The organism is Flavobacterium sp. P1_E4 (genome assembly GCF_056405915.1).
Map to the genome: position 1 here is coordinate 48,774 of NZ_JBFUBE010000006.1, position 18,032 is coordinate 66,805.

18 protein-coding genes are annotated in these 18,032 nt (G+C 31.3%); all 18 read right to left on the bottom strand.

Features of this window, described 5'->3' with window-relative positions; genetic code table 11:
• Positions 1-6: 6 nt before the first annotated feature.
• Positions 7-1,038 carry a glycosyltransferase family 4 protein gene (locus AC1DY0_RS07980; protein ID WP_477188099.1) on the bottom strand — a complete coding sequence of 344 codons (1,032 nt, stop codon included), beginning with the start codon at positions 1,036-1,038 and terminating at the stop codon, positions 7-9.
• A complete protein-coding gene (locus tag AC1DY0_RS07985) occupies positions 1,038-2,168 on the bottom strand; it encodes a glycosyltransferase (RefSeq protein WP_477188100.1) in 1,131 nt (376 codons plus the stop codon). The genes AC1DY0_RS07980 and AC1DY0_RS07985 overlap by 1 nt, the downstream gene beginning before the upstream one ends.
• Positions 2,165-3,310, bottom strand: a complete 1,146-nt coding sequence (locus AC1DY0_RS07990) for a glycosyltransferase family 4 protein (RefSeq protein WP_477188101.1) — start codon at positions 3,308-3,310, stop codon at positions 2,165-2,167. Before AC1DY0_RS07990 ends, AC1DY0_RS07985 begins: the two co-directional genes overlap by 4 nt.
• 22 nt (positions 3,311-3,332) lie before the next feature.
• Complete coding sequence (locus AC1DY0_RS07995) at positions 3,333-4,337, bottom strand: acyltransferase family protein (protein WP_477188102.1); 1,005 nt, start codon at positions 4,335-4,337, stop codon at positions 3,333-3,335.
• A 385-nt stretch (positions 4,338-4,722) separates the two neighbouring features.
• Positions 4,723-5,673, bottom strand: coding sequence for an alpha-1,2-fucosyltransferase (locus AC1DY0_RS08000; protein WP_477188103.1), 951 nt, complete (start codon positions 5,671-5,673; stop codon positions 4,723-4,725).
• A 224-nt stretch (positions 5,674-5,897) separates the two neighbouring features.
• Entirely contained in the window at positions 5,898-6,734 is an 837-nt protein-coding gene (locus AC1DY0_RS08005; RefSeq protein WP_477188104.1) for a glycosyltransferase family 2 protein, read from the bottom strand.
• On the bottom strand, positions 6,731-7,759 hold the full coding sequence (locus tag AC1DY0_RS08010) for a glycosyltransferase family 2 protein (RefSeq protein ID WP_477188105.1): 1,029 nt from the start codon (positions 7,757-7,759) through the stop codon (positions 6,731-6,733). The genes AC1DY0_RS08005 and AC1DY0_RS08010 overlap by 4 nt, the downstream gene beginning before the upstream one ends.
• On the bottom strand, positions 7,749-8,408 hold the full coding sequence (locus tag AC1DY0_RS08015) for a xenobiotic acyltransferase family protein (protein ID WP_477188106.1): 660 nt from the start codon (positions 8,406-8,408) through the stop codon (positions 7,749-7,751). Before AC1DY0_RS08015 ends, AC1DY0_RS08010 begins: the two co-directional genes overlap by 11 nt.
• Positions 8,395-9,633, bottom strand: a complete 1,239-nt coding sequence (locus tag AC1DY0_RS08020) for an ABC transporter ATP-binding protein (protein ID WP_477188107.1) — start codon at positions 9,631-9,633, stop codon at positions 8,395-8,397. The genes AC1DY0_RS08015 and AC1DY0_RS08020 overlap by 14 nt, the downstream gene beginning before the upstream one ends.
• Before the next feature lie 323 nt (positions 9,634-9,956).
• Positions 9,957-10,154, bottom strand: a complete 198-nt coding sequence (locus AC1DY0_RS08025) for a four helix bundle protein (RefSeq protein WP_477188108.1) — start codon at positions 10,152-10,154, stop codon at positions 9,957-9,959.
• 77 nt (positions 10,155-10,231) lie between these two features.
• A complete protein-coding gene (locus AC1DY0_RS08030; protein WP_477188109.1) occupies positions 10,232-11,101 on the bottom strand; it encodes an ABC transporter permease in 870 nt (289 codons plus the stop codon).
• Between the two features lie 175 nt (positions 11,102-11,276).
• A complete protein-coding gene (locus AC1DY0_RS08035; protein WP_477188110.1) occupies positions 11,277-13,226 on the bottom strand; it encodes a polysaccharide biosynthesis protein in 1,950 nt (649 codons plus the stop codon).
• A 211-nt stretch (positions 13,227-13,437) separates the two neighbouring features.
• Complete coding sequence (locus AC1DY0_RS08040) at positions 13,438-14,031, bottom strand: sugar transferase (RefSeq protein ID WP_477188111.1); 594 nt, start codon at positions 14,029-14,031, stop codon at positions 13,438-13,440.
• A gap of 48 nt (positions 14,032-14,079) precedes the next feature.
• Positions 14,080-15,033 carry an MraY family glycosyltransferase gene (locus AC1DY0_RS08045; protein WP_477188112.1) on the bottom strand — a complete coding sequence of 318 codons (954 nt, stop codon included), beginning with the start codon at positions 15,031-15,033 and terminating at the stop codon, positions 14,080-14,082.
• Between the two features lie 81 nt (positions 15,034-15,114).
• Complete coding sequence (gene rfbA, locus AC1DY0_RS08050) at positions 15,115-15,984, bottom strand: glucose-1-phosphate thymidylyltransferase RfbA (protein WP_477188113.1); 870 nt, start codon at positions 15,982-15,984, stop codon at positions 15,115-15,117.
• Positions 15,985-16,083: 99 nt separating this feature from the next.
• Positions 16,084-16,938 (bottom strand): dTDP-4-dehydrorhamnose reductase, encoded by an 855-nt coding sequence (gene rfbD / locus AC1DY0_RS08055; RefSeq protein ID WP_477188114.1) that lies wholly within the window; start codon positions 16,936-16,938, stop codon positions 16,084-16,086.
• Positions 16,938-17,486: a dTDP-4-dehydrorhamnose 3,5-epimerase gene (gene rfbC / locus AC1DY0_RS08060; RefSeq protein ID WP_477188115.1), complete on the bottom strand. Its 549-nt coding sequence runs from the start codon at positions 17,484-17,486 to the stop codon at positions 16,938-16,940. The genes rfbD and rfbC overlap by 1 nt, the downstream gene beginning before the upstream one ends.
• Before the next feature lie 87 nt (positions 17,487-17,573).
• Positions 17,574-18,032, bottom strand: coding sequence for a cupin domain-containing protein (locus tag AC1DY0_RS08065; protein ID WP_477188116.1), 459 nt, complete (start codon positions 18,030-18,032; stop codon positions 17,574-17,576).

Genomic DNA, 18,032 nt, shown 5'->3' on the forward strand with positions numbered 1-18,032 from the left:
TAATTATTACTTGACGATTGTATTTTTATGAAAACTTAAAATCTCTACAACTACTTTCTCCCATGCAAAATCCAAAGAATTAACTCTCGCCTCTTTACTCATCTGTATTTGTTTCTCATTATTTTTAAGTAATGAAATAGTTTCATCCACTAAAGCTTTATAATCATTAGAAGGCACTAATACACCTGAGTCAGTTTTAACATAGCCTTTATTTCCTCCAATATCTGTTGAGATTATAGGTAAACCACACGCCATAGATTCTAAAATAGAATTGCAGGCAGTTCCGTTTTTTAAAGGCAAGAATAAGAGAGTCGCTTCTTGATACATCGTTCGCAAACTCACATCATCAATTCCTGAAAAAACAGTTACAACATCATTTGATACTATTTTATTGGCAAAATCATGTCGCAAAACAGCATTGATTTTTATGGAAGGAATTTGTGCTTTCAATCTGGGGATGGCATAATTTAAAGCTTCAAAATCCCTGAGATGCTGTCCAACAAACAATAGGGTATTTTCTTTTCTTTTACTGTCATCCGGCCTAAAAAATGCAGTATCTACACCATGAGGAATAAATTTGACGTTCTCTAGATTCAGCCAATTTTGTATAAAATCGACTTGGTTAGAACCAACTGCAATGGCACCGTCAAGTTTTTTTAAATACTGGGTGTCTTCAATAGTGGTTGAGAGAATTTCTGGCGGTTTATGAAAAGTGGCACAAACTTTAGTTTTAGAAAACAAAGATGCTACCTTGATAGAATAGCGAATATCTCGCTCTCCATTGAGATAATGAATGATTCTATCTTTATTTTTGGAAAGCAATAAATATTGAATGAGCTCCCAATCCTTAAGTACGCTTGTCGATCCATACAGTCCTGCTTTTGGGCTTGCTTTTTGCGAAATATACTTTGCCACATTATAAGGCAAACGCTTTTTTCCTGAAGGTATAATTTGGGCTTCTACATAATCCATTAATTTACCATAACCAGAATTATGGGCATGGTGCGCGGAACGATGGTGTATCAGTATTTTTTCCATCAGCTTTTTTGACTAATCATAAAGTTAATGATTCTTTTTACGTTCTGTTTTGGATGCACATGGGAATCAAAATATGCTTTGCTATTATGTGATAACTTTTCACAAAGTAAATCGTCCAGCAAAGCTTCTTCAATAAGTGAAACCATTTCCTTTACATTTTCAAATAACAACACTTCTTTGCCGTTTATCAAAGGAACCGGAAGTTCAGCGGTCAATTTTTCTGCGATAATAACTTTCCCTTGCGATAAATATTCTGCCATTTTCCAAGCTGGGGAATTCACAAGTCCTCTTGTATAGACAACAATCTTAGCTTTTTTAACTTCATTTAAGTATTCCGATGGCTCCGCAGATAGATTAGAAATCGTTTCGGGATAATTTTGTAACGCCATAGCCGAAGGAATAAATCCACCTATAAATTGAGTCGGAAATTTTTGCCGCAATGTTATAATAATATGATGGCGTTGCGAGTGAATTTCTGCTACATCTTCTTGATTTTCAGCTTGGAAACATCGGGTTTGAAACAATATTTTTTCGCTTTCGTCAATAGCTTTATAACTTTCAAAGTCTGGAATAAAGCGAGAAGTGTTAATAAATTTCCAATGGCTTTTGATAAACGTAACCCCTCTTTTTAATCTTTGAAAAAAATAAGAATCAATTTTAATATTCAAGATTACATTCGTTACCCAGAATCCAATATAAAACGTATTCCAATCTTTTTTATACTTTGAATGACATCCAAAAGTTAAACCTAAAGGATAAATTTTTTGCTGCATTTCCTTTGGAAGCAGGGCTATATACTTCGATTCAAAATTTCGCTTAAAAACATAATCACAGTTTTCTAAAGCATATTTTGAGAAAGAATTAGAAGCATCATACAAATCGGTTGCAAAATTTACTTTTCTTCCGGATGTAGCATCTATTAATTGATAAAAAGAGGTTTTGGGATGGGGTTGATTCGTCTTTTCTAAACCAGAATCAGCCACTCTAATGGTTCCCAAACGTTTCGCAAAGGAGAGAACAACATTGGTTTTGAGATAGGACTCCTTTTCTAACTCAAACAATCCAGTTTGAATATAGGAAGAATGATTCAGCTCTTGCGGTGTGTATATTTTAACTATAAAACGACTCATATTGAACTTAATGCTGCATTCACTGATTCTGTTAAAACCCGGGTCGTTTCTTCGATGCTATATTTTGATACTGCTTTTTTTCTGGCATTCAATTTCATCTCACGCAACAATTCTTTGTTCTTAAATAAATCAAGAATGCCTTCTGAATAGTTTTCTCTAGAACATAACAATCCATCAATAGTATCAGTAATAATTTCATCAGGACCACCCGAGCCTTTCAAAGCCGCAACTGGGACTCCACAACTCATCGCCTCCGTCATAACCATTCCGAAAGACTCATGTTGGCTAGGTAAAAGCAGCAAATCTGCTTTTTGATAATAATTGACTAATGCGGAATGTTTAATAACTCCAATAAAAGTAATATTTTTTGAAAGTCCTAATGTTTCAACTAATTCCTTTAATTCATTATAATATCCTGAATCACTTACCGGGCCAATTATGGTAAGCTCAGCATTAGAAAAATTATGCGTTTGTAAATAGTGGACCGTTTTAATAGCAATTTCAATTTGCTTTAATCTTGTAATTCTTCCAACAAACAATAATCCCCCATTATTTAATAATTCATTGTCTTCTTTTGGTTTGAACACTGATGTATCAACCCCCAAAGGCAAAACTCGAATATCAAAACTCGAAAAATCCTTTTTTTGAATTATAATTTTTTTTTGGTAGTTAGTATGTACAATAATATGATGTGCATTTTTAAAATACTCAAATGCTTCTCCGATGTAGGACATATGCATTCCTCCAATCATGGCAATATATGGTTTTTGTTTTTCTCGAAGCAATTTGGCTAATTTAAAAACATATTTGCTACCATGACCTGACATATTAATAATAGTTAAATCGGGTGTTTTCTTTGCAACAAAATTGAAATGTGACTTTGAATACTGCTTGCGCCAATGATGTCTTTTCTTAAAGATGGGATACGAAATAGGCCAAAATCGTTTTTCTATTTTATCTATCGTTTTTGAACTGCAAAATAGACTTCCCGTAAAATAATCAATCGTGACTTTAATGTCTGCTACATTCATTATATTCTTTAAAGCAAACACCTGCGGTTTACTATGAGACAACAAAATGTCTTCAAGTGATAAACCAATCGCCTGTGCTGAAAAAGGATGTAGTAATGATATGGTTTTCAAAAGAATATATATTAAATTAAGACTACTTTTTAAATCGATTTTTTAACAAATCAATTTTAATATCAACTAGGTGCACAATAATAAAACTAATAAGAAGAAGCAGAAAAAAATAAGGCACAAATGCAATGCTTTTTAATTTCAAATTTTCTACAGAAAGCCCAAAATTATTAAATATTAACAAATACAATATTAACACTAACTCATGTGCCAAATAAAAAACATAGCTATATCTTCCAATATAACTATCTATTCTCTTAATTTTTCCGTCTTCAATTTGTAAATTAAACAATGAAATTATTATGAAAGCCCCTATAACAAAATTTAGATAAATGGAGCATTGTTTTATCAGGAATCCTTCTCTTGATAAAAAATAAGCATTTAAAAAAAATAGGATATAAGCTATAATTATAACAAATAAATTTACTCTAAAAATTTTCATTTCTTTTACCCAATATAAAACAGCTCCTATTGCAAAAGGGAGTGAAGCAGCCAGAATTGCTCCATATCTATAATTATCTAAGTTAAAATAGAAATAGGTTATTAAATAATATATAATACTTAGTACAAGCCAAACTACAGTCCTGCTTTTTGTTTTTGAAACTCCTAATGAAATAAACACATAAAAAAATATTTCATTTGTTAAAGCCCAACTAGTTGGCAACAACTTAGGTTTTATTCTAGTTGGAATTCTATCAGGATAAATTATGGTTAAATTATAAAACCAATCTTTTACTGATATTGGCATATTTATTAAGGAACTTCTAGGAGCTTCGGGAAAAATTACAATAACTATGATACATATCAATAACAATAACCAATATATTGGATATAACCTTAAAAAGCGATTAACCCAAAATAATTTAATTCCTCTTGCATCAAAGTGATAGTTTTCACACATGACATAAGTCATTAAAAAACCCGACAAAATGAAAAAAAAATGAACCGAATAATTACCTAAGGCTGGAATTCCAAAAATATGCAAAAGAATAACATTTATTGCCAATAGCGTTCTTAATATCCCAAACATTAAATATTTTTTTTATTTTTTTTTTATTATCCTTCAAGCTGTTTTTGAAACCTCTTTTTTTTATTAACCTATATTCTTTCACATAATAGCCATTAAAGACGTTTTATAAACATAGCCTTTTTTTAAATATGGAATGCAATTGAAAATGAATTGATGAAATAAAATAACAATCTGTCAAATTTGTATATTCACTTCACTCTTTTTCAATGTTTTGTTCCAATTAATAAAGTGTAAATACATAATCTCATCATTTTTTTTCCATACCCAAATCTCAATATCTTCTCATCGTTTCTTTAGCCATTTATGCAAATGATATTATTGATACGGATCTCATTCTTGAATTAATAAATTGAAGCTCAATAAATTAAGAATCACGAAATGCTTTTCATTGAATACATCTGTATAACTTGGCTTTAAATATAGCCCATGTTAATTTAAACATATACTCAATTCTTTTCTGAATAAAAAGATTGCAAACCTTAATAGAATATTTAAAATTTACTTTCGTTTCAAAATAAAATCCCTTCATTATTAAGCCAGAATATTCTGTACTTATATTGTGCTTTTTATGGTCAAATACTATCCAACGTTCTGGAAAAAAATCACCATCATCATGTTTTTTAGAAAAATTATGGCTAAAATTTTTCAGAGGTCTAATTATTTTTCCTCCTCTTTTCTCTGCTAGCCAAGCCATCCACCAAGAAAATGTAGAATTACTTATAATGAAATCATCTCCTTTGGAACTGATTGCGAGCTGCTCAATAGCCGATAAATCCTCGATAAAAAAAGCATTTTTAAGAAATTTAAAATGATACTTGCAGTAATTTATATCATCACTCATAAAAATCAAATTCTTTTCTTCCCAATCTGGAAAATTCTTAATTAATGCCAAAAAATAGTATTTATATGACAACTGATAATAATTTGGATGATTAACGAAATCCCCTCGTCTGACTGTAATAATAATGTTTTTTCTTTCAAATAAATAACTATATCTAGCTAAAATAGGTTTTACAAAATCACCCTTAAATTCAAATATTTTTCTTGTTTTGTCTAGATCAAAATATTTTTCCGATTGAAGATACCCCTTAATATCGTAATTCCCTTCTCCTAATTCCCATTCATAATAAGATAATGATTTCTCAACAATCCTTTCAAACTTTATATTTGAATCATTTTCTATAAAAGAGAAATCATAATTAAAATAATCTGCGTAAATCCATTTTAGAAAAATATAATTTTGTCTGTTTTTTTCAGCTATCCCAATCGTTGAGGCTATCTGAAAAAGCTGATTTCCTAAATTTCCTTTTTTACCAAGAGTTGTATGTGTAATCATTTTTAAACTTACTTTAATTGCGAATCTTGACTAAAAAAAACTTAAGTTATTCATTTTTTTTAAATTTATTGATGTGCTTTAATTAACACACTTATCTTAAAACCTAGTCCTGATGATATTTTTAAAATTTGAATTACTCCTAGACTTAATATCTTTTATAGGCTTAATTTGTCAATGACTGCATAGTCGCTTCAAAGATGGTTTTGCAACCAAGTTTATAATTATTAAAATTTATTACCAAAAAGTGTGAATTTAAAAAAAGTTTTACAAAACAAATCAATTACAAATTTTTCACTTTTTAATTTTAGAGAAAAATCAAAATTGACCTTCTCAACCTTTCTATTTAGCTCAATAAACGAACCTAAATATTTAATAAAAAAATCCGCATGCTTAAGGCTCATATAATTAAACAAATATTCTCTCTTTTTTTTATCCATTTGTTTGTACATGGAATCCTCTTTAATTCTGTAAAAAAAACAAACATTCTCCAAACAAAGTACCCCGCCTCCATTTTTAAGCATCGAAATCCAAAATTCCCAATCTTCAAAACCATACAACATTTTTGGATCGTAACCTCCAATCACTTCCCAATCTTTTTTTCTATAAAGTGCTGAACAAAAAATCATATTATCTTTGGCTAATCTTTTCAATGAAAATTTAGGCAATTCCCACTTACCTGTCTTTATTCCAAATATCTCTGCTTTACAATAAACTACTTTTAAATTACTATCTATATCAAATTCCTTGATTGCCAATTCGATATATTGCATTGAAATTTTATCATCTGCATCTAACGGAAGTATAAATTCACCTCTAGCATTTAATATGCCAAAATTTCTAGCATTACTCAATCCTTCATTTTCTTTATTTACATATATAAAACGGGGATCTTTTTCAACCCATCTTTTGGCGACTTCCTCTGTATTATCTGGAGAACCATCATTTACAATGATACACTCCCAATTTGCATAGGTTTGATCCAATACCGATTGCAAAGCCTTATCCAAATATTGAGATTGATTATAACAAGGAACTATCACTGCGACTAAAGGATTATTCATTTTTTCTTAAAATAAATGATCGATTTTATTACTAATTTTAGTTCATCAATCGATCTTAATTTAAACTTATATTTACTTCTAATCGTAAAATACTGAAAACAAATAATAGGATAATATTTTTCTCTGTCAAAAAAATATTTTTTAAAACTCTGCTTTTGTAATTCAAACAAATATTCTTGAAAACCATTGGAATCAAAAAAAATATTTGAATTTGCTAAAAGCATTTTTTCTCTTAAAATAAAAAATGCTTTAATTTCATCAAGAGTAACAGAAAGATTTCTTGATATTATTTTTTTCAATAAATCAGATTCTTTCACATCAAAGAAGCATTCTAAATGGTTCAACATTTTAAGTCTTGACTCTAATGCCGATTGAATTTGTTGTGTCTTTCTTTTTTGAGAAACTTGTGTATTATGAACTCTATAATTAAGTAAAACTTCTTGCAAATTATGTAGTTCCCCAATTGTCAACAAACGAACCCATAAATCATAATCTTCTGCAGGCTCTTTTTTGGAATCATAGAAAATTTCTAACTGTTGCAATTTCTGATTTCTTATCATAACAGAAGGATGTGCTACACAATTGCCCTTAAGTAATGCCAATTTAATCATTCCATTTTTTTGAGGTAGAACAACTGTTTTTTCTGTACCAATAACACTGAAATTGGTTCCRCACAAAACCACATCTGGATTAGCTTCTAAAAAAGTGAGCTGTTTTTCAAACCGCATAGGCAAACTAATATCATCACCATCCATTCGTGCAATATACTTACCCTTCGCCAATTTTAATCCTTGATTCAAACTGTTCGTGTAACCTGTATTTATTGGCTTTTCTATTAATTGAATTCTAGGGTCAGTATATGTTTTAATAACATTGATAGTATTATCTGTAGATGCATCATCAATAATCAAAAACTCAAAATCTTCAAAAGTCTGACTTAAGATACTATCAATTGCATCTTTGATATACAATTCACAATTATATACCGGCATTAAAACTGTTATTTTCGGATGCTTAATTACCATTATTCAAATTTATACACTTTTTTATTTCATACAATAAATCCATATTTTCAATAATTTTTTCCGAAGATAGTATATCGTGATTGTCTTTAATAACTTCACTTGACCAATCCCACCATTTTAATTCTTGCAATTTAAAAATTACATCTTCTGGAAACCTTTTAGATTTCATTTTCCCTGGGACACCTACTGTTATAGAATATGGTTCAACGTCTTTTAGTATTACTGAACCAGCACCAATTACAGCCCCATTTCCAATCTTAATTCCATTCTTGACAAAGACATTTGCTCCAATCCATACATCATTACCAATCTCAACTTTTGAATGTCCAAAAAACAAATCTTTATTTGGACCTAAATCAAAACCTGTTTTCTTAGTATAAAAAACTGGAGATGTCGATAAAAGATGAATAGGATGATCTCCGTAACCAATAACAACATTTGGACCAATTGAGCAAAATTTTCCAATTTTGGTATTATGCACAATAGTGTTTCTTGCTATATATGAATAATCACCAATTTCTGAATTAACAAAATCAACATTATGAAATAATACTTTATTAGTTAATTTTTGCTGATTTTTTATTACAGCGTATTTTCCCCCTTTAAGTTTACTCAAGATTAACCTTAATACTTTTTTAATTCTTTTCATCCCACTTACATTTCACAAATATACTTCCGTAGTTACTATCAAAATGCATATCAGAACCAGTTTCCAGAATAACCACTTGACATATATCGTGCACATAATCATAAACTTGTCCACTTATATCAAATATAGCTACATCAAAAGAATATATACCAGGACAAATGGTATTTGGAGGAATAGAGCAAATCAAGTTCAGTTTTGAACTCTTGAATTGATTAGACAAATCAAAATGTGTCGTAAAGATTTTATTCTTATTCCTGTCAAGCAAAGCAATTCCAACCTTGGTAGAAAATCTACTTTGACAAATTCCCTCAATAGCAATTTTCAATTCATCGTTTATTCCACATTGATTAGATTCCAAACCGTTGATTAAAACTCTAACTGATGAAATATAATCATATTTCTCACTAATTGCTATATAATTATCTGAATTTGAATCTGAACTAACATAAGCATCAATAATTTTAGAAATATTATCTTTAAAAATTATTTTCCCATTTTCCATATAAATTCCAGTTTTGCACAAACTGGCAATAGCTCCCATATTATGGCTCACAAACAAAACCGTCCTACCTCCTTCGCGAGAAATATCTTGCATCTTACCAATCGCTTTCTTCTGGAACTCAGCATCACCCACAGCCAATACCTCATCAATCACCAATATTTCAGGCTCTAAAAAAGCGGCTACCGCAAAAGCCAACCTTACTGTCATTCCACTGCTGTACCGTTTTACAGGCGTATCGATATAACGCTCACAGCCTGAGAAATCAATAATTTCATCCAGCTTTGAGGTAATCTCTTTTTTGGTCATTCCTAGAATAGCGCCGTTCAAAAAGATGTTTTCACGGCCGGTCATTTCCCCATTAAATCCAGTACCTACTTCAAGCAAAGAGGCAATTCTCCCTCTGGACTTTATGCTTCCAGTGGTTGGAGCAGTAACTTTGGAAAGTATTTTTAATAGTGTAGATTTTCCAGCTCCGTTTTTACCTATAATACCTAAAACTTCACCACGCTCCACTTCAAAATTAATATCCTGCAAAGCCCAAACATAGTCACTCGATCCTTTGGTACTGCGGTCATTGGTATCGCCTATTTTTAAATAAGGATTTTCCTTTCCACGCACTTGATGCCACCAACGGTTTAGGTCATGGCTAAGGGTACCAGTGCCAACCTGCCCAAGGCGATATTGCTTGGAAATATTTTCGGCTTTTAATATAATGTCTTTCATAATCCGTGAGTCGTGAGTTGTTAGTCGTGAATAGAGAACAACTTCTTACTATTCACAATTCCGTTTCACTTTTCTCTTTTTTTCTATATAATATTTCCGTTTCTTTATTATTCTATAAACGTGCTAATTACTTCTCAAGATTTACTTTTTACGATGCACTTTTCATTCTTTCCATTCTTCCCATCTAAATAATTTCTAAATCCTAAAAGTAATTTTTTAACATCGTTAAATTGATTCTCAATATTTTCCTCTTTTCTAGTATAATTAATCCTAACCGCTATCGCATACTGTGTATCTTATTCTGAAAGTGAGCCCAAAGCAATTTAAAGAAAATGAATTAATTCTTTATCTCCCTTTCTGGCGGCTCCTTCTGCAATATTGGATGGAATTGAAACTGCTGCCCTTCTCATCTGGCTCGTTAAACCAAATTTTTCAACATCTGGAAATGTTTGAGTCAACTTGTAAATAGTCTCCACCAAATCCATGCTCTTTTTCCAAACGTCTAAGTCTTTATGATTCATAGCTATTATTTTTCAAATATTACTTATCACTATTCCCTCTCTCTATTCACCTCTCTCTATTCACCTCTCACTATTCACTAAACTGTGTCTATAAAACTTTTCTCTGTCTTGTTAAAAATCAATAGTCCCACAAAAAACACTACAACTGTTACCAAAAAGGTATATCCTAATCCTAAAATCGAAACTTGTCCAACATCCAATAGCATAAACCGTGCCGTTTCAATAAGATAGGCCAATGGATTGTATTCCACTAACCAACCATAGGCTGGAAGTTTTTGCTTAATTAACTCCATAGGATACATCACAGCCGATAGATACATCAACAATTGGATCCCAAAACTGATCAAATAACTAAAATCACGATACTTGGTCACCATAGACGATATCAACATCCCTAATCCCAATCCCAAAATCCCCATCAATATCACTAAAACAGGGAAAAACACAACCGATCCGTTCAAACTCAAAGGAGCTCCCTTTATATAATAGAAAAGGTAGAAGGCTACAAAAATTAAAAACTGGATACCAAACTTGATCAAATTGGAAATCACAACGGATAATGGCGTAATTATTCTAGGAAAATAAACTTTTCCAAAAATCGACGCATTGGCTTTAAACGTATCTGAAGTACCATTCAAGCATGCTGTGAAATAATTCCAAATGGTAATCCCAGCCAAATTAAACAAAAATGGAGGTACTGTACCTGTGTTAATTCCGGCAACATTATTAAAGATGATAGTGAAGGTAACTGAAGTAAACAAAGGCTGGATAAGGTACCAAAGCGGTCCCAAAACAGTTTGCTTATAAACTGTAATCACATCGCGTTTTACAAAAAGCATAAGCAAATCACGATATTGCCAAACCTCTTTTAGGTTGAGCGAGAAAAACTTATTTTTTGGCGTTATTTCAAACAACCAATCATTATTTTTGGAATTTTCAGTGTTCATGACATTGGGTCAAAAGTGATAATTGAAATTTACAATTATCATTTATTTAATAAAAGAGGGCAAATGTAATAATTTTAAAAAGAGAATTTACGAATAAAACCGTAGCAATTATAAACAAAAAAGTTTACAAGGAAATCCCTGTAAACCTTTTCTATATCTATCTTTTTTAAACTGTTTATTTATCCAAAATTTCAAAAGTGGAATTCATACTCTTAAACTCTGGAACTATAACTTTCATCTTGGCAACAATATCATCATTGTCAAAGAAATTGGCAATCCCTATCAGTTCATTAATATCAACATGCAAGTTTTCAAATTCATCTTGAATTTCTTCAGCAATCATGATTTTTTCATGGTAAGTAGGTATTGTTTTTGCAGTATCGTTTAACAACTCTTCATATAATTTTTCACCAGGTCGCAAACCTACAACTTCAATTTTTATGTCTCTATCTGGAACAAATCCAGCTAACTTGATCATTTTTTTGGCCAAATCCAAAATTCTAACTGGTTTACCCATGTCAAAAATATAAATCTCTCCTCCATTACCCATTGCACCAGCTTCTAGAACTAACTGACAGGCTTCTGGAATAGTCATAAAATAACGAATAATATCAGGATGGGTAATGGTAACTGGGCCACCGCTCGCAATTTGTTTCGTAAACAAAGGAACTACAGATCCATTTGAACCTAAAACATTACCAAAACGTGTCGTAATAAATTTAGTGGCATTGTACTTATTCTCACTTTGGTTTTTAATTTGCAAAGATTGCACATATTTTTCAGCAATTCTTTTGCTGGCTCCCATAACATTGCTTGGATTAACCGCCTTATCAGTAGAGACCATTACAAATTTTATCACTTCATATTCACAAGACAAATCTGCCAAATGTTTAGTCCCTTCTATATTGGTCAAAATCGCTTGCGATGGATTTTCCTCCATTAAGGGCACATGCTTATAAGCTGCTGCATGATATACTACTTGCGGTCTATATAATTTAAAAACCCTGGTCATTGCTTCCTTATTTCGTACATCAGCAATAACATTGTGAATCTTTGATTTTGAATGATTTTTTTCCAATTCAAGACTCAAATGATGTAAAGGGGTTTCTGCTTGATCCAAAATAATTACTCTCTTAGGATTGAATGTCAAAACCTGCCTAACTATTTCACTACCAATAGACCCTGCAGCGCCAGAAATTAAAACTGTTTTGTCTTTCAATTGTTTTGAAATAGACTTATTGTCCAAAACAATTGGTTTTCTTTCTAATAAATCTTCAATTTGAATATTCTTTACCTTTTGGGAAATCTCCTTTTGATTTTCCCAGTCGGTAATCAAAGGAACCGTATACACTCTATAATTAAATTCCAAACATTGATCCACTATAATCAGTTGCTCTTCTTTTTCCAAACTTTTATCAGCCATAATTACAGCCTCAGCCCCTACAGAACGCATAAGGGAAGGTAATTTTTTCTTTTGGACCAATATTGGCAAATCCAACATCCTTTTGGAAGCATTCTGATTGTTTCTGTCAACGAAACCCACAATTTTAAAACGAGTTGGAGTTTCAAATTTTAAGGCATTCGCAACCGAAATAGCATTTGCATCAGTTCCATATATGATAGTTCGTATTAACTTGTTTGTACTTTTCTCTGAAAGATACAATTCAAAGGTTTGCTTGACAACAACACGGTACAAAAATAACCCACAAAAAGAAAGTACTACATTAATAAATAATGCAGTCGTCAAAAATACTCTCTCATTATACAATAATTCATACGCAAAATTAAAAACCAAAAACACCACCAATACAGACATTTGAGAAAACAGAAGTTTTACCGCATCAATATAGGACGAGTGTCTAATAATTCCTGAATAAGTTCTGAACAACCAAAAAAAGAAAATATTAAATCCGAAAAAACAAAAAATAAAAAACACATCATGAGTCGTATTGATATATTTCAAACCTGTACCCCTAAAAATAAGCAAGGTAAAGAAAAAGGTAACAATCAAAACTGAAAAATCAATCATAACTATTATCCACCTAGGTAAATAACTTAAGTTACGAATGCTTAATCTTAAATTGGCTCTTGAAAAAAATCCAGAATACATGGAATTTTCATTCATATTATACGGTATTTAAATTTCTAAAAAGAAACGAAGTATAAAAACAAAAATACAAATAATAATGTTTGTAGATATGAATTATCACGATTGAATATCATCTTTTTGACAAAATACATAAAAAAGGGCATCAACTACTTATTCTTAAATAAACTAACCTTTTCTATTCAAATAATATTTTTTTTCGTTTGAAAACTAGAAACTAAATATTTATTTACAATCCAGTTTTATGTCTATTAAATAGTAACTTAAAGGTATTTCCTATAATTTTTAAATCCCCACAAAAAGTTTGATTGTAATAATACTCCAAATTCATTCTTACTTTATCGGGGAAAATAATTTTATCATTATAGTCTAAAAAAGAGGCTTGTTTACCCAATAACTCCTCTTCATTGTAATATTTCAAAGATGCCAGACTAGTTAAACCTGGTTTTAATTCAAGTATCTTTCGATTCTCACCTTCCAACAAGTCATAATAGCCTACAATATCTGGTCTTGGTCCCACGATACTCATCTCACCTTTCAAAACATTGATCATTTGTGGCAATTCGTCTAGCTTATAGTTTCTGAGGAATCTTCCAATTTTAGATATTTCAAAAGTTTCTAAATTGGAGGTTATTTGTATAGTCCTCAATTTATATATTTTGAATTTTTTACCGTATTGACCAATACGTTCTTGAGTAAAAATACCATTGGTCCCCGTATCAATAATAGCCATAACCCAAGTTATGATGAATAACCAAAAAAAAATAAAAAGCACACATCCCGAAAATAAGATATCAAAAAGCCGCTTAAAAATTGATCCCAATTGAATAGTATTTTAGGTAAAAGAATATTTTTTTACTTACAAAAAACATTAAACTTTCTCCAAATTAATTTTTTGAACGACTTTGTTTCTTCCCCATAAGTAAATCATAATTTGAAATAACAAAAATGAAACAACGATGGAAAAAGACAATATCCCTTTGTTGTTCAAATAAATCAACACTGCATTTATAAACAACTGAATACTTGAATAAAACAAAGACACTACAATATGGGAATAGCCTAATTCATTGGCTAAATACTGATACAAATGAGATCGATGGGGCTCGAGAATATTTTCTTTCTTTTTGATGCGGGTAAAAATAGTAATAACTGCATCAATACCATAAACAGACAAAAAAAGGAGATACCCTATTTGGCCGGAAATCAAAATCGTTTTGATCATAAAATAGCCCAAAAACAAGGCCATACTGATACTTCCAACATCTCCTGCAAAGGTTTTGGCTTTTTTTCTAACATTAAAAATTCCAAAGGCACAACAAGATAATCCCATTGTGATTAATAAAGGAAGACTCTCTTTATTTATATCTAAAAAAGAAAAGCTAAGGATAGAAACAAATGCATACAACACAGTTATTCCGTTGATACCATCCATAAAATTAAAAGCGTTTACCCAACCTATCAGTAAAACAAAAACAATAGGTAAAACCCAAATTGCTTGGGAAAACAAATTTAAATCATAAAAGACTAACCCAATTGCTATGGCATGTGATGCAAATCTAGGCAACTGTGATAAGGGTTTTATGTCATCTATAAAACTAATAACAGCTACTAAAACTACTGCAAACACTATTGCCAAAGAAACATATCCTAGTAAACCAGCAATTAAAATAGCTATTGGAAAAATAATTCCCCCTCCGCGCAAAGTAATTGAGGTATGCGAAGAACGACTATTGGGTTTATCAATAATATTGTAATGATCAGCAATCTTGAAATAGATTAATTCAATACCGATAAATAAAAGAAATAAAATTATATAAGTCATTTAAAAAATTATGTGTTATTTGTTTTCTGCAGTTTGCTCTCCGTTACCTATATTCTATTCTGACAACTATTAATCAACAAACTATAATTTATGTTTCAAAAGTCCCAACAGATATTCTCCATAACCTGATTTTTTTAAAGGCTCGGCCAAATCTCTCAACTGTTGCTCACTTATAAAACCTTGTCTCCAAGCAATTTCTTCGATACAACCTACTTTCAATCCTTGACGTTCTTCTAAAACTTGTACAAATTGTCCGGCTTGCATCAAGCTATTAAAAGTTCCTGTATCCAACCAAGCTGTACCTCTACTTAAAATCCCGACTTTCAGAGCGCCTTTTTCCAGATACACTTTATTTACATCTGTAATTTCATACTCACCTCTAGCACTTGGTTTAATGTTCTTCGCAATTTCCACAACTGAATTATCATAAAAGTACAATCCAGGAACTGCATAATTTGATTTTGGTTCCAAAGGCTTCTCTTCAATAGAAAGTGCTTTTAAATTTTTATCAAATTCCACCACTCCATATCTTTCTGGATCCGAAACATGATAGGCAAAAACAACTCCCCCATTAGGTTTTGTATTCGACTGCAATAGTTCATTCATATTGGCGCCAAAGAAAATATTGTCTCCTAAAACTAATGCAACTGAATCAGAACCGATAAATTCTTCTCCAATCACAAAAGCCTGTGCTAAACCATTTGGAATAGCTTGCTCGGCATAACTAAATTTACAGCCAATTGCAGCTCCGTCACCTAATAATTTTTTAAAATTTGGCAAATCATGTGGAGTCGAAATAATCAATATTTCGTTAATCCCTGCCATCATCAAGGTTGACAAAGGATAATAAATCATAGGCTTATCATAAACTGGCATCATCTGCTTACTCATCGCAAGTGTCAACGGATGCAATCGGGTACCGGATCCACCAGCTAATATAATTCCTTTCATCTTTTTTAAATATTAAATATGAGAATTGAGAACAAACCTTTTTGAACACTCAAAACTAATTATCAATTTCTATTTTTTTTATAATTAATTAAATTATATCTAGCGTAGCAACTCCATACATCTAACCAAACTCTCTTTATAATCTGGAACTACAACACCAAAAGTTTTTTCTATTTTGGTTTTATCCAATAAAGAATACTGAGGACGTTTTGCTGGTGTAGGATAAGCTGAAGATGGTATTCCGCTAATTGCGCAATTAAAACCACCTATTTCTTGAATTGCCAAAGCAAATTCGTACCAACTGATTTCTCCTTCATTCGAAAAATGATAAATTCCAGCCTGCCAATGATTGTGGGTAATAATAACCATTATGGCTTGAGCCAAATCGGCAGCATAGGTTGGACTTCCTATTTGATCATTGACAACATTCAAACTGTTTCTTTCTTGCATCAAACGAGACATCGTTTTTACAAAATTGGCACCAAAACTAGAATACACCCAGGAAGTCCTGATGATAATAGCAGATGGATTTTCAAGTTGACAGGATAGTTCACCTGATAATTTAGTTTCTCCATACACGTTGATCGGTCCTGTTGGAGCCGATTCTGTTAAGGCTGTTGCAACTTTGCCATCAAAAACATAATCTGTAGAAATGTGAATCAATTTGCAATTGTTATTCTCACTCCATTTTGCCATAACCGCAACCGATTGATTATTGAGTAAATCAGATAATTCAAACTCAGTTTCGGCTCGGTCCACAGCGGTATGCGCCGCACAATTAATTATATATTGCGGATTAATCACAGATAATTCAGAAACTAAATTTTCTAAATTACACAAATCCAACTCTTCTCTATCTGTAAAAATCCATTCGAATTGAATATAGTTTTTTGACAAAACATTCAACTCCGAACCTAATTGCCCATTGGCACCGGTCACTAATATCTTCTTCATTAAAATAAACTATTACATTCGTCAATAAATGGAAGAACTTGGTCTTTTTCAGAAACTATTGCCTCATTTAAATCCATTCCCCAATCGATGTTCAATGAAGGATCATCATATTTAATTCCACCTTCAGAAGCTTTATTATAAAATTGATCACATTTGTACATTACAGATGCCGTTTCGCTAATAACTGAAAATCCATGAGCAAATCCTTGTGGAACCAATAATTGTTTTTTATTCTCCGCAGATAATAAAACGCTAAATGCTTTCCCGTAAGTAGCAGAATCTTTTCTTAAATCTACTGCAACGTCAATGATTTCTCCTTCCAAAACGCGAACTAATTTAGTCTGTGCAAAAGGAGGATTCTGATAATGTAAGCCTCTTAAAGTTCCTTTCTTAGAAAAAGATTGATTATCTTGAACGAATTCAATATTTACGCCTAAACCTTCAAATTTTGTTTTACTATAAGACTCAAAAAAAAATCCCCTTTCATCTCCAAAAACAGTTGGCTCTACAACAACCAAATCTTTTATAAATGTTTCTTCTATTTTCATACCGTATTTTATATCTTGAAAAAGTTGAAAAGTAAAATTCCAAATCCTTAAATTCTCAACCTTTTAAACCTTGAATATTTTAAATCTTTAAGCTATGCCATCTCGGGTGCAATCGAGAGCCCACATATCACTTTCAAACCGTACATCATCTTCAGAAGTACGATCAAGTGCTAAAGTTGAAAATGAAATTAATTTAGACCCCATTTCTAGCGATTCAATGGCATTGGCGAAGCCCTCAGGAATATGAAAAATATTGCTTTCAGCAGCACTAAGTACCACACTTTCAACTTTTAAGTTTTTTGAAGGAAATTCCCAATCGTCTATTTTCACATAATGCACTTTTATAACACCTTGAATACAATAAAAATATTTATTGTCTATTTTATGACCTTGCCATGCTCTTAAAGGATTTTCATCTGAATTATTTATGATATAAAACCGTTCGATAGTATCAAATTTCATATCATTTACAAAAAAAATCTGTCCTCTATCATCAGTATGAATTCCTCCTTTTAATATTCGAGGATATTTATTTTCTTTTGACAT